Consider the following 12756-nt stretch of genomic DNA (forward strand, 5'->3'; position numbering starts at 1 on the left):
TGGATGACACAGCAGCTTGAAGCATTATCACCGCAGACAATCGCGTCAATTACAGGACGAGCTTCAATCCTCGAAGCACTATCTGTAGCCGCAATTTAGAGAATTGGTATTAGCCTTCTTCTACGGTGACAACTGGCGAGAAGAAATCGCACCCCTGCCCACAGGTCAAATCTATGTCGATCGACTGCGCGAGATTTCTAACACAAATCCGGTTTTGTTGATTGCTCATGCTTATACACGCTACTTGGGCGATTTGTCAGGTGGTCAAGCACTGAAACGAATTGTGCGATCGGCATTAAAACTACAAACCGTTCAGGGCACAGAATTCTATGAGTTTGAGCAACTCCCGACTGTAGAGGCAAAGCTAGCCTTCAAAGGGTGGGCAATTTGGCTGCTGAAAGCTGTTGGATTAGCGCACAAAGTTGTCATGCCGCCGCAGTCTACTACTGCCCCTAAACTGTAGTGAAACTAGGAATATTTGTGCAGTTAAAGCATTAACAGCTAAGTTAAAGCGATAGTTAGCAGGTCTCGCCTGCGATCGCGCGCTGAGCTTAAAATTCCGCGAAGCGAGTTTGCGAGTCTATCAACGTCCTCACAAGTTCCTCACAGTCTTTTCGTATCTTGAACATAGAGCGATTTAGTTCTCGCTTTATGTTCAAAGAAGACCAGGAGGAATGTTATGTCGCTGATTCACTGGCAACCTCTTAAAGAATTGGAAGCATTACGGCATCAGATGAATCAGGTTTTCGATGCGTGGCTGCACCCAGATCCAGAAGCCCGATCGCTGTCACCAATCGACGGTATGGCTTGGACACCTGCGATCGAACTTCACGAAACCGATACCGATGTCGTTCTCAAAGCAGAAGTTCCGGGGATAGAAGCAAAAGATCTGGATGTGCAAGTTTCTGAACATACGATATCGATTTCTGGTCATCACCAAGAGGAAACACGAACCGAAGAAAAAGGCGTATTTCGCTCTGAGCTACGGTATGGACAGTTTCAACGCTTGATTCCGCTCCCAACGCCGGTGCAATACGACCAAGTGAAAGCAGACTTCAAGAACGGCATTCTGACACTAACCTTGCCTAAAATTGAATCGGCACGTAAGCCTGTAGTGAAGGTGAACCTGGAAGAAAAATTGCGCGAGGCAACGACTCAACAGCGGCAAGCCAAAGAACACCAGGAACAAAACGTCCACCGCCGGGCTGAAGATGCTTTAGAAACGATGCAAATGGGTGATCTTGATCAAGCGACACGGGAAACGCTAACCCAAGAGCGACACCAAAACGAGCAGCGGCAAGAATCTGCTCATCTGCGAGCCAACCAGTAAAAGCAACCTACGTACTGTTTGAGGAGAAAATATGTTTACTCGAATGCGATCGAGTTGGGAAACTGTGAAGGCAATTCCAAACGAAGTTGGACAATTTATCGCTGGAGCGATCAGTCGCATCTTTGGACTCAACGATGATAACTATCCAGCAACCGGAGTTCAACCCTTTGAAGGAGAACCCGCTAAGGAAAAACATTTCTAGCTTGAATTGTGAATCAGGGGATGAGTTGAGGTTGTAATCCTCAACTCATTTTTATGATATTGAAGATTCAAGAATGGCTCAGATCTCCAGCAAGCTGCTTCTGATATTCAGCATTCAAATCGCCTGTTGGATAGTACCAAATATTCCAGTTGCCAATTCCATATTGTGCCGGATCAAAGCGTTCGTCGAGTCCAAGATAGATATTAAAGGCACTTGCAATTCGTACCGAGTTAAGCGATCGGGCTCTTTTTAGCTCAGCGCTTCTTGGTCATGAATCAATAACGAAACGAACAAATCTCTTCTGGAACTTATCTGTAACTTGACAGTAGCTTTATCTTCGACTGCTGCTCAGGTTCTAAATGTTCAGCCGAGTAGCACTAACGCAACGCCGAACAGGACTTGTAGAACGTCGATCTAAGCTACATTAAATTCGCGTCGAAATCGATCGCAGCTCATCTGGAATTACGTCCGCATCCGAAAACTCCAGAATCGTTTCTGACAGTCCCAAATAGCCCGATTCTGCAAATGATAACAACATCCGTTGCAGCGCAAACCACACTTCCGGTTCATATTCCCAATCGCGCCCCCGACTTGCCCGACCAGAAATCGACTTCAGCGCCCAAAAATAACTATTTCGCACCACAGACCCCCCTTTTTTGAACGGCGGCACATCTTCGTGATGCAGATACAGAATATCGCTTTCGATTCTCGCTCTCATTTTTCCAACCTAAAAGAAATCCCCCATAGCCATACGCTACAGGGGATTCAATTCTAGCGAATTAAATTAATAGCCGCCGCGCGAGAATCCGCCTCGACGATCGCCACCATTGCGACCACCGCCACCGCCACTGCGGCCACCGCCCGATTCTTCACGGGGCTTTGCCTTGTTGACACGCATATCGCGACCCATCCATTCCGCACCGTCTAGGGCTTCGATCGCTTTATCTTCTTCGGCATCCGTTTCCATTTCCACAAATCCGAACCCACGCATCCGTCCAGTTTCACGATCAACCGGAAGCTGAACGCGCTTAACAGATCCGTATTCTGCGAAGATTTCGGTCAAATCTTCCCGCGTAACCTCGTAAGATAGGTTACCTACATAAATCGACATTGAAAAAGATCTCCAGAACCAGAAATAACCGAGGCAGTCGTATCGGAGTGTGCCTGCTTTAGCCCAAACAAACTTGCTAGTTTCAATGAAAACGAACGAGTCACTGTCAGAAAAAACAAACGATTCAACCGAATCAATACCTCTTCTCATTTACTGTAACACGAATCTCTAGAGCGGACAGATTTCAGCAATTTGAGATATATCGCAATGTTTGAACGATCGCGATAGTTTAGAGTCTGGGAAACGGTGATTTGGAGGATCTTATGGCTGTGGCATCTTATGGCACTTGGAAGTCGCCGATTAGCTCGGATCTGATTGTGGCAGGGACGATCGGACTCGGACAAATTAAGCTGGACGGCAAAACAATTTACTGGAGCGAGTCACGTCCGACTGAGGCAGGACGGAATGTGATTGTACAGCGTTCAGCGAATGGCGAGACGATCGATCTGACACCTGCCCCGTTCAACGCCCGTACACGGGTGCATGAATACGGGGGAGGGGCATTTATGATTGCGAATGGAACCGTTTATTTCTCGAATTTTGCCGATCAGCGACTTTATCAGCAGACCGATGGATCTGAGCCGATCGCGCTGACTCCTGAAGCGTCATTACGATATGCCGATGCCCTATTCGATAGTGCTCGAAATCGCCTCGTTTGTGTACGCGAAGAACATCAAGATCAAAGCGTTGAGAATACGATCGCTGCAATTTCGCTCACGGATCAAAGTCAAACCGTTCTGGTTTCAGGTTCAGATTTCTATGCGTTTCCGCGTCTGAGTCCTGATGGTTCTCGCCTCAGTTGGATTTGCTGGAATCATCCGAATATGCCTTGGGATGGAACCGAACTCTGGACAGCAAAAATTAGAGCAGACGGAACGCTAGACACACCGGAAAAGATTGCAGGTGGATTAGAGGAATCGATTTTTCAGCCGGAATGGTCGCCGGATGGCAGTTTGATTTTTATTGGCGATCGTACGGGCTGGTGGAATTTCTACCGCTGGAATCCTACAACCGGAAAAACTGAATCCCTCTGTGAGAAAGCCGCAGAGTTTGGTTTACCGCTCTGGGTGTTTGGAATGTCTACCTATGGCTTTGCTGGAAATCAAATCATTTGTAGCTATACCGAAAATGGATTGAGCCGCTTTGCCAGTTTAGATTTAGACACTCGCGAACTCACTCCAATCGCAACGCCTTACACCAGCATTGCAGGACTCCAAGCTTGTGCAGATCATGCGGTATTTCTGGGCGGATCATCAACGGAGCCGAGCGCGATCGTCAAATACGATTTGCAGACTCAACAATTTGAAGTGCTGAGACGCGCCAGCGAACTGCGAATCGATCCCGGTTATCTTTCGGTGCCAGAAGCGATCGAGTTCCCGACTGAGAATAATCTCACGGCTTTTGCTTTGTACTATGCGCCCAAAAATAAAGATTACACCGCTCCTGAAGGCGAACGTCCACCGATGTTAGTCAAGAGTCACGGAGGGCCGACCGCTTCGACTTCTGCTGCATTTAACTTAGGCATTCAGTATTGGACAAGTCGCGGTTTTGCCGTTTTGGATGTGAACTATGGCGGTAGTACCGGATATGGACGCGCTTATCGTGAACGTTTGAAAGGAACTTGGGGCATTGTCGATGTCGATGACTGTGCAAATGGAGCGAAATATCTTGCCGAGCAAGGCAAGGTGGATGGCGATCTCTTAGTGATTGCAGGCGGAAGTGCAGGCGGATATACAACGCTCTGCGCTCTCACATTTAGAAATACATTCAAAGCAGGCGCGAGTTACTACGGCGTAAGCGATCTCAAAGCGTTAGCAGAAGATACTCATAAGTTTGAATCGCGCTATCTTGATGGTTTGATTGGTGCGTATCCAGAAAGAGCCGATTTATATGAAGAACGTTCTCCGATTAGTGTGGTCGATCGCTTGTCCTGTCCGGTGATCTTCTTCCAAGGTGATGAAGATAAGATTGTGCCGCCGAATCAGGCAGAGATGATGGTTGATGCTTTGAAACAAAAAGGATTACCTGTAGCATATGTGTTGTTTGAGGGCGAACAACATGGATTCCGTAAAGCAGAAAACATCAAGCGTGCTTTAGATGGAGAATTCTATTTCTATTCACGGGTGTTTGGGTTCGAGCCTGCGGATAAAATCGAACCTGTGCCAATCTTTAATCTCTAGAATGTTATGCCTCCAGTCGTTGGATTTATTTTGCTGACTCATACTCATCCAAATCAGATCCGGCGATTGGTCGATCGCTTAAATCGCCTGTTTGATCATCCGCCGATCGTGTGTCATCACGATTTCTCGCAATGTCCATTACCGATCACGGACTTCACTGAAAATATTTCCTTCGTACAGCCGCACCTGCAAACCCGCTGGGCAGAGTTCTCACTGGTTGAAGCGGTGATCAAAGCAATGGAGCAGATGCAGCAACGGCGCGATCGACCTCAATGGACAATCTTACTCAGTGGTGCAGACTATCCAATCAAGCCTGCCGCGCAAGTCATTGCAGATTTGCAAGCAAGTCAGGCTGATTTCTATATGGTTGGCGATCGCATTCAACCGCCGCATTTTCCAACAGATTGGCATCGAGAAATGTATGCTCGATACTACACGCGATGGCTACCGATGCCAAAACCTGTAGCAAAGCTGCTGGATCTGAATTGGCAAAAGTTGCGTTTAAAACCAATGAGCTTAATGAAGCCGTTTGTGCCCTTTTCTTCAGACTTTCATTGTTATGCAGGGCAGGCTTGGTTCTGTGCAAATCAGCGATCGATCGACTATATTCTCGACCATTACAAAAACTATCCCCAAATTGTGAACCACTTTCGTTGGGTGATGTTTTCAGATGAATCCTATTTTCAAACAATCATTGGAAATGCCCCGCACTTGAAGCCCGATTTCTTGAATGATTGGCGCTACAAAGATTGGTCAGCCCGTCTACCACACCCAAAGATTCTTGATCAATCGGATTTACCAAAGCTTCGAGCCTCGACTGCCCATTTTGCCCGTAAATTTCTGCCGGATGCGCCTGTGCTAGATGATCTCGATCGCATCATCTTTCAGTTAGAGTAATCCGCTTCCGTTTGAGTTTGAGAACGCTCAAATCCTGCAACCTCAGACAATGTATAAAGCGGACGGTTTTTCACTTCTTCGTAAATTCGTCCAATATATTCACCTAAGATGCCAATACTGAGAAGTTGCACTGCACCGAGAAAAAAGATGGCGACGACGATCGTGGTTAATCCGGTTAGCGGTGAGGCAGGATAAGCGATCCTCCAATAAAACACTAAAATCATCATCACAATTGCAACAAATGCAGCGAATAAACCTACATAAGTAGAAATGCGAAGCGGAACTTTTGAGAATGAAACTAAACCGTTAATCGCTAATCCTAGTGATTTATGAAAGGAATACTTCACCTCACCAGCAAATCTTGGATCGCGCTCAAATTTCACCGCAGTTTGACGAAATCCGACCCATGATCGTAATCCCCGAACATAGCGATTGCACTCTGGCATTGCATTTAATAAATCCACCACCCGGCGATCCATTAAGCAAAAGTCCCCGGTATCTGTTGGAATATCCACATCCGCAAGCTGTTTTAGCAAACGGTAAAACACATATGCCGTAAACCGCTTAAACCAACTTTCTTTGTGGCGCTGGGTTCGCTGAGCATAAACAACTTGATATCCCTGCTGCCACTGCTCAATCAGTTCTGGAATGAGTTCTGGCGGATCTTGTAAATCTGCATCCAAAATCATGACAGCATGCCCTCGTGCATGGTTCAATCCAGCAGTCACCGCCATTTGATGCCCAAAGTTTCGCGCAAAACTGATATAGCACACACGCGGGTCTTTGTAGTGCAATTCTCGAATGAGACAGAGCGATCGATCTCGACTGCCATCGTTAATCAAAATCAGTTCAGAGGCTGCATCTAAGCGATCCATCACGGCACTGACGCGATCGTATAATGCTGCAATCGTATCTTCTTCATTATAAATCGGGATGATCAGAGAGTACGTTGGCAACATGGCATTATTGAGGAGCTTTAGAACTGACAATCCAAAACGAAACAATCGCGATCGCACTTAAACTACTTAGGACAACACCGATAGTAAAAACAGGTGTCCATCCATACCAAAGCTTAACATCAGAGGTTCCTGCCGGAAGCTTTAGTTCGATTGTGCCATCATTTGCCATCTCAATCGGTAGATTTTTCTGATTCGCACGAGCTTGCCAAGCTGGATAGTAATAAGTTCTCAGTCTAACGATCGCAGGCGTAGGAGTCGTGACTTTGAAAGAACGATATAAACTTTTCCATTCCTTTAGCTCGATAGAAGCTGCGGGCGGAGTCACAAAGAGAATCAGGGGTTGTCCCAAAATTGGAGTTGGAATGGTGGAATCTGGGTTTTTTAGCAGTGGACGATACTCTGGCAAGTCAATCAGATTGTCTTGATACGGGTTATCAACAATCTCCTTGATCGCTTCAAGATTAACGACTTTGCCCTGTCCGGGACGATTAAGCGTGGGTAATCGCCGTGAGAGGTCTAAAGAATACTTAAAGTTGGCAACAATCACCGCCACAATCAGAATTGACAAAATTAAACTGACGCGCCACTTCAAGCTCCGCAGTCCTTGAACTGCGATCGCAGCTAAAATTGCCCCAGCCAGCGCAAACATTCCGAGCAATCTCACCGGAAACTGTACCATTTGCAGTGTTGAACTCGCTTGCCAAATCGGCGTTGATAACACACTCATCATGAACGCCAGCGCGATCGCAAATCCCAAGGCTCCCCAAACCCGCGATCGCTGCTTCCAGCAGCAAATCAACGCGATCGTGCTAAACACTGCGATCGCGGCTCCTTGATGAACATAGATATAAGCCATCTTGGAAATCTGGCTGAGAGGTAGCAGTTGAAGCTGACCACTACCAATCATGTTTGCCTGAAATCCACCGTTGACTGCCTTTAATGCTTTGATGTTGGCAAACGATTGCTCAAACACCGCAGGCAGCAAGAAAAAACTAGCCAATCCAAATCCAACCCCCGCCGCCGCAAACAGAGGTAGAATTCGCTTCCATGATTGTTTGAGCATCAATATCAAAAGATAAATCACCCAAGCGATCGTACAAAGCAACAAGCTCGGAACGTGAGTTAATGCCACTACTGCCCAGAATACTGCCAGCGCCGCAATCCATCTCGATCGCTCAATCGCTCGATCCGTGAGATGCAAGCCGAGCGGCATCAACGGTTGAGCAAACAATGCCGCAATTCCACCAAAGTACACTAGATTAGTTAACTGAGGAGCCGACACATAAAAAATCGCGCCTGTAAACGCTGCAACTCTGCCCCATTTACGTAAACCGTACAGATAGAATCCCAATCCTGATGTGAACAGCGCGATCTAACACAATGCGGCGATCGTTTGCTGAATGTTCAATCCCAATAGTCGAAAACTCGCTCCCAGGTAATAGACCAAGGGCGGATAAAACACAAACGTCGGGCTACCATATCCATAATTAGCTCCAGCCAACCAGCGCGGGTAAACATTTTCCGTAAGCTGCATGGCGAAATGCTGAATCCAAGTCATATGCCAGGACAAATCGCCCAGACCATTCACACCATCGCGAATCATCTTCCAGGCAATCACGATCGCCGCACCGCCGATGAGCGAGATCGCAACCCAATCAAGTGTGCGAGTCGTTCTCAGCCGTTTTAGAGAACTTGTGGCGAGTTCAAAATCAGAGAGCATGAAGGCAAGCTCAACGACAACGAACGTATATTGCCCAAATTTCTAATTCTTTAACGTGCTGAAAAGGCTTGATTCAAATGCGATCGATCCTGTATGATAAAAACACATCCAGGGCGGATGGCGAAACTGGTAGACGCACCACACTCAAAATGTGGCACCGAAAGGTATGAGAGTTCGATTCTCTCTCCGCCCATATCAATCACAGTAAGGGTTTCCACATTTTTCTTGGGTTTATCTACCAGTTCCCCCATCCACCCTGAATGTCTTTTAGACGTGAGATTGGTAGAAAATTGGTAGAAAAGTCGAAAGTCTGACTCGACAAGCTTTTCAAGTCCTACCCAGTCCTTAAGTGCTAGGTAGATTATGAATTTCAAATTGGGTTCTGATAAGGGTAGATATCGTATTGATTTCACACTCGACGGAAATCGGAAGCGGTTCTACCCCGGTACATCCGATGAGCTTACAGCTAGGAACATTCTGCGGCGAATGCAATTCGATTGGGAGCAGGGACAATTTGATCTCACGCTTCAGTCATACAAGCTAAAGAATCGCGCTCAAACACAACCAAAAACTGATTTGAATGCGAGTACTAGGAAAAATACAACTGCTCCAAAACTACTGATTCTTTGGGATCAATGGGTTGAATCACTCAATTTACCACTGAGAACACTCAATAATCACTACCACTGTTGCAGAGTAATGATTGCGAAAGCGAATCCTAACTGGAGCGATATGGTTTGGTTTACTCAGTTGGGTTTGAGTGCTTCTACTTGGAACACCCGCAGAAGATTCATCAAAGCTTGCGTTAATTGGGCGATCGCAGAGGGTTTAGTACAAGGTAAAAATCCTTGGAATAACCTGAAACCAAGAAGAGGGAAGAAAACAGGAGCTAAACCCTTTACCAAGGAAGAGATCGCACTCATTCTGGAAGCATTCGAGAGCGATCGATTTTGCTCCAAATTCTCTCCGTACAAACATTCCTTTTACGTCCCGTTTCTCAAGTTCTTGTTCTTGACTGCGGTTAGACCGGGTGAGGCGATCGCCCTTCAATGGAAACACATCGATTTCGAGAACGATTTGATTGAGATCTCAGAAGCAATAGGAAGAGATTTAGAGTTTTCGCCTTATACCACTAGAAAAACTAGGAAGGAGACGAAAACTGGAACTACCAGATACTTACCGATCAACCCTGCTCTGAAGAAATTGCTGATTTCTCATCTGTCTACAGGAGCTAACCCGGATGCTCTTGCATTCCCCGGAGCGAGAAATAGTAAGTTTCTCGACACTAGAGCGTTTAGGGAAACGTGGAAGAAAGTGCTGGATGAATTAGGCTTGGAGTACCGCAATCCCTATCAGACTAGACACACTGCTTTAAGCCATATTGCTCAGAAGCACAGTTTACTGGCTGCTGCGAAAGTTGCAGGACACAAATCTCTAGATATGGTGAGTCGGCATTACGCAAAATTTGTGGATAACCTGAGCGATGTAATGCCTGATTTCTAGCGAACTACATCGATTTGAATCCATTTCGGCACGTTCAGCTTATTGAGCGTGTTTTTTGTATCTGTGTTAATAGCTCCTCTATAAAAAACACTGTAATACGAAGAGAAGACATCTCATTTTCTAGCTGCATTGTTGGCAGGAAATAAGCAAAGATAGAGTTAATCTTGGTCAAGAATGTTACTCGGTACATAAATTGCAAAACAATCGTTTGCGTGTATTAAAAAGAACACACTTAAGCGGTAGAAAATTCTTGTTCATTCTAATTTAAAGGTGATAGAATGCGAGGCTATTTTTCATCTCTATAATTATTCATTCAAAACAATTCAACTAGCAGAAATTCAGACAAACATCCGTGGTTTTACGGTGGGATGAAGGGTGAATAAATATTAATATTGAATATGTTGAATGAAGTACTAAGTTGATCACAAGGAGAGCATGTTCTATGTCTTGAATGAGTTTATAACGAACAGATGCATAATGTCTTGGTAAATTGACTTGCATCGTATGGCTGATGCTTAAGTGGATCAGAATATTGCCTAAATTATATTTCGTAACCGCTACTATAACTGCTACTAACGGATTCAATCCTTCTACGTACACTAAAAATAACGATCATCAATTCAAGGATCAGAGCATTACGATTCCAGAATTGCTGATAGCTATTTAACTCAACTATTGAAATTTTTGGAGCTTGCTTCTGAGCTTCATCAGGTATTTCGCTATGCAATAAATCTCTATACCAGGCTATTGCTGAACTAGGTATAGATCGAATCTTTAGCGACTTAATGAGCTGAATCTGACCATCATCGGATTCAGTTGTAAACCAGGATGCATCGTTATTCAGGATGTATCAATGACGAATAGATCATGTCTTAAAACATGGTCTTAACTCTCAATCAAAATACATTTCCATAGGAGTAATATGGATTATTTAGGTACGAAAAATTTCATCGAAGCTCATTATGGTGGAAGATTTTTCATGCATAAAGTGACCCAAAGCATCTACTTCGATGGAGAATCATTCAACATCATTAAGTTTCGAGAACTGGCTTGTCGAGAGAAGAATGTTGTGTTGAGTGAGGACAAATTTATCGAAGAAATTGCTTATCTTTGCGCTTCTAGGAATATGTTCTCCCCGATCGAGGATTACCTGAAACAATGTCAAGAGAAGCATCCTATTGTCTTGGACAATGACGCTTTACAAACTTTAGACAAGGTTTGTACCAACATTCTGCACGTCTCTGATCCGCTAGAAAAAGTGTATATCATCAAAACACTGGTGGCTGCTGTAAAGCGAGTGTATCAACCCGGATGTCAACATGATACAGTCTTGATTCTTAGAAGCGACGAGCAAGGATTGTACAAAACCTCATTCTTCACTGAGTTAGCAGGAGCAGAATTCTTTACTTCTCTCACGCTGACACAGTACGACAAGGATGAGCTCATGATTTGTCACAGTAAATGGATGATTGAGCTTGAAGAATGTGAAGGGACGATCAAACCTCATATGATGTCCAAGCTGAAAGGATTCATTACAAGACGCTTCGATTCCTATCGAAGACCTTACAGTAAAAATTCGTGTACTGTCCACAGACAGTTTATTCTTGTCGGAACAACGAATCAATCTAAGTTTCTGCAAGACGAGACTGGAAACAGACGATTCTGGGTTGTTAATATTGACCGAAAGATCGATATTAAAGCTGTCAGGAAATACAGAGATCTGATTTGGTCAGCAGCGATATTCTTATACCGGAATGATTATCCCACTTACCTCAGCGAAGCTGAACAAGCATTGAGTAATAAAGTCAATGCTGAGAAGTTCAAGCAAGCAGATGTATGGACTGAACTTGTTACAACCTGGGTATCAAAGCAAACCGGGAATTTTACCTTATCCGATGTTCTTATAAAAGCGATCGGGAAAGAGGCAAAATCGTGGGTGCGCTCGGATGAGACTAGGGTGAAAGCAATCCTACTCGGTCTAGGGTTCAAACACCCTGAGAAAACTACGAGAGTCGATAGTAGACCGGGGAAGTACTACAACCCTGCTGATATTTCAATGAACTCTAGTTCTCGCGTCTCCGGTTAAGTTGAATCCGATGTAGTAGACAGAGCGTAGACAGAGCATCCTCTGTTTACACTCTGCCTGCTACAGAAGTTATTGGAGTACAACGATCGGGAAAGTAATCAGAAGATCGACTGTACACTATTCAAGAGATGAAGAGTTTTGCTAGAAAATTACTCATTTATTACTAATCTACATAGGAGCGATATCCGCTATCGCTCCTGGAAGGATTGTGTTAAGCAATCTACTGCTCGTTAACGCTGCAATTATTCCACTGTTAACGTTCAATCCGCAGCGAATAATTCTAGTAGTAAGTTTTCTACTTTAATCTTACTTGATGTGAATCCGAGGAAGTTTAGCTACTGGTGTAACTGAACTAATTTAGAGTTACACTTTGGTTACAAGCTGAAACTATTACTGTATATCAGTTACAGCTTATCTGTAACTGTGTAACTGAAAGTATAGAGAAAAGATTTTAATCTGTAGATATTTCTATGCTTCTCCTGGTTACTTGAGTTACAGTTACTTTAGTCATAAAGTCAAATACATATTGCTTATGAAGTATAGGATAGAGCACGATCGTTATCTAGAAACATGCAACTGAAAGGTTATGCTAATAAACTCTCAGTTGTATGATTCTAGGGATATCTAACTTGTTGATAACAGAGGTTAATCTATACTTCAGCTATTGAGTACTCTTCTATTTGTTGGTGATTAACTAAAATGTAACTGTAACCATGTAATTGAAGATTGTTAGAAAATATATTCTGCAAAATATCTTGACTAGATTCA

The 12756-nt window shown here is 44.5% G+C and carries 11 protein-coding genes, 1 tRNA gene and 2 pseudogenes; 8 read left to right on the forward strand and 6 right to left on the reverse strand.

The window, feature by feature from the left end; all coding sequences use genetic code 11:
• Positions 1 to 109: 109 nt before the first annotated feature.
• From NC980_RS22605 to NC980_RS22615, 3 genes and pseudogenes are all read left to right on the forward strand, one after another.
• Positions 110 to 376, forward strand: a pseudogene (locus tag NC980_RS22605) (biliverdin-producing heme oxygenase); the annotation flags it as partial.
• Between the two features lie 303 nt (positions 377 to 679).
• On the forward strand, positions 680 to 1330 hold the full coding sequence (locus NC980_RS22610; RefSeq protein WP_190375084.1) for an Hsp20/alpha crystallin family protein: 651 nt from the start codon (positions 680 to 682) through the stop codon (positions 1328 to 1330).
• A 31-nt stretch (positions 1331 to 1361) separates the two neighbouring features.
• A complete protein-coding gene (locus NC980_RS22615) occupies positions 1362 to 1532 on the forward strand; it encodes a hypothetical protein (protein WP_190375085.1) in 171 nt (56 codons plus the stop codon).
• Positions 1533 to 1605: 73 nt separating this feature from the next.
• Here NC980_RS22615 and NC980_RS22620 read toward each other — a convergent pair.
• From NC980_RS22620 to NC980_RS22630, 3 genes and pseudogenes are all read right to left on the reverse strand, one after another.
• Positions 1606 to 1811, reverse strand: a pseudogene (locus NC980_RS22620) (NAD(P)/FAD-dependent oxidoreductase); the annotation flags it as partial.
• 145 nt (positions 1812 to 1956) lie between these two features.
• The gene (locus NC980_RS22625; RefSeq protein ID WP_190375086.1) at positions 1957 to 2250 is read right to left on the reverse strand and encodes a hypothetical protein; all 294 of its coding nucleotides are present in this window, start codon (positions 2248 to 2250) and stop codon (positions 1957 to 1959) included.
• A 66-nt stretch (positions 2251 to 2316) separates the two neighbouring features.
• Complete coding sequence (locus NC980_RS22630) at positions 2317 to 2643, reverse strand: RNA-binding protein (protein ID WP_190375087.1); 327 nt, start codon at positions 2641 to 2643, stop codon at positions 2317 to 2319.
• 263 nt (positions 2644 to 2906) lie between these two features.
• Between NC980_RS22630 and NC980_RS22635 the strand changes: the two genes are divergently transcribed.
• Positions 2907 to 4823 carry a S9 family peptidase gene (locus tag NC980_RS22635; protein WP_190375088.1) on the forward strand — a complete coding sequence of 639 codons (1917 nt, stop codon included), beginning with the start codon at positions 2907 to 2909 and terminating at the stop codon, positions 4821 to 4823.
• Positions 4824 to 4829: 6 nt separating this feature from the next.
• Positions 4830 to 5720 carry a beta-1,6-N-acetylglucosaminyltransferase gene (locus NC980_RS22640; RefSeq protein WP_190375089.1) on the forward strand — a complete coding sequence of 297 codons (891 nt, stop codon included), beginning with the start codon at positions 4830 to 4832 and terminating at the stop codon, positions 5718 to 5720.
• Here the strand turns inward: NC980_RS22640 and NC980_RS22645 are convergent.
• The 3 genes from NC980_RS22645 to NC980_RS22655 are packed head-to-tail and all read right to left on the reverse strand — an operon-like array spanning position 5708 to position 8399.
• Positions 5708 to 6679, reverse strand: a complete 972-nt coding sequence (locus NC980_RS22645; RefSeq protein WP_190375090.1) for a glycosyltransferase family 2 protein — start codon at positions 6677 to 6679, stop codon at positions 5708 to 5710. The two genes, NC980_RS22640 and NC980_RS22645, sit on opposite strands and share 13 nt — an antisense overlap.
• 4 nt (positions 6680 to 6683) lie before the next feature.
• Positions 6684 to 8051, reverse strand: coding sequence for a 6-pyruvoyl-tetrahydropterin synthase-related protein (locus NC980_RS22650; protein ID WP_347272557.1), 1368 nt, complete (start codon positions 8049 to 8051; stop codon positions 6684 to 6686).
• Positions 8052 to 8399, reverse strand: a complete 348-nt coding sequence (locus NC980_RS22655; RefSeq protein ID WP_190375092.1) for a hypothetical protein — start codon at positions 8397 to 8399, stop codon at positions 8052 to 8054.
• Positions 8400 to 8510: 111 nt separating this feature from the next.
• On the opposite strand from NC980_RS22655, the gene NC980_RS22660 reads away from it, so the two are divergent.
• The 3 genes from NC980_RS22660 (at position 8511) to NC980_RS22670 (ending at position 11988) form a co-directional block, all read left to right on the forward strand.
• Positions 8511 to 8592: transfer RNA gene (locus tag NC980_RS22660), tRNA-Leu, on the forward strand.
• Between the two features lie 506 nt (positions 8593 to 9098).
• Positions 9099 to 9902: a site-specific integrase gene (locus NC980_RS22665; RefSeq protein ID WP_348254074.1), complete on the forward strand. Its 804-nt coding sequence runs from the start codon at positions 9099 to 9101 to the stop codon at positions 9900 to 9902.
• A gap of 922 nt (positions 9903 to 10824) precedes the next feature.
• A complete protein-coding gene (locus NC980_RS22670; RefSeq protein ID WP_190375094.1) occupies positions 10825 to 11988 on the forward strand; it encodes a VapE domain-containing protein in 1164 nt (387 codons plus the stop codon).
• Positions 11989 to 12756: the final 768 nt, after the last annotated feature.

Origin of the sequence: Leptolyngbya sp. AS-A5, from assembly GCF_039962495.1 — a bacterium.
Lineage (GTDB): Bacteria > Cyanobacteriota > Cyanobacteriia > Leptolyngbyales > Leptolyngbyaceae > Leptolyngbya.

Excerpts from the sequence above, each read along its gene's own strand:
- NC980_RS22630 (WP_190375087.1), bottom strand. The coding sequence starts at position 2,643 with ATGTCGATTTATGTAGGTAACCTATCTTACGAGGTTACGCGGGAAGAT.
- NC980_RS22670 (WP_190375094.1), top strand. The coding sequence starts at position 10,825 with ATGGATTATTTAGGTACGAAAAATTTCATCGAAGCTCATTATGGTGGA.
- NC980_RS22615 (WP_190375085.1), top strand. The coding sequence starts at position 1,362 with ATGTTTACTCGAATGCGATCGAGTTGGGAAACTGTGAAGGCAATTCCA.
- NC980_RS22610 (WP_190375084.1), top strand. The coding sequence starts at position 680 with ATGTCGCTGATTCACTGGCAACCTCTTAAAGAATTGGAAGCATTACGG.
- NC980_RS22645 (WP_190375090.1), bottom strand. The coding sequence starts at position 6,679 with ATGTTGCCAACGTACTCTCTGATCATCCCGATTTATAATGAAGAAGAT.
- NC980_RS22625 (WP_190375086.1), bottom strand. The coding sequence starts at position 2,250 with ATGAGAGCGAGAATCGAAAGCGATATTCTGTATCTGCATCACGAAGAT.
- NC980_RS22640 (WP_190375089.1), top strand. The coding sequence starts at position 4,830 with ATGCCTCCAGTCGTTGGATTTATTTTGCTGACTCATACTCATCCAAAT.
- NC980_RS22665 (WP_348254074.1), top strand. The coding sequence starts at position 9,099 with ATGATTGCGAAAGCGAATCCTAACTGGAGCGATATGGTTTGGTTTACT.
- NC980_RS22655 (WP_190375092.1), bottom strand. The coding sequence starts at position 8,399 with ATGCTCTCTGATTTTGAACTCGCCACAAGTTCTCTAAAACGGCTGAGA.
- NC980_RS22635 (WP_190375088.1), top strand. The coding sequence starts at position 2,907 with ATGGCTGTGGCATCTTATGGCACTTGGAAGTCGCCGATTAGCTCGGAT.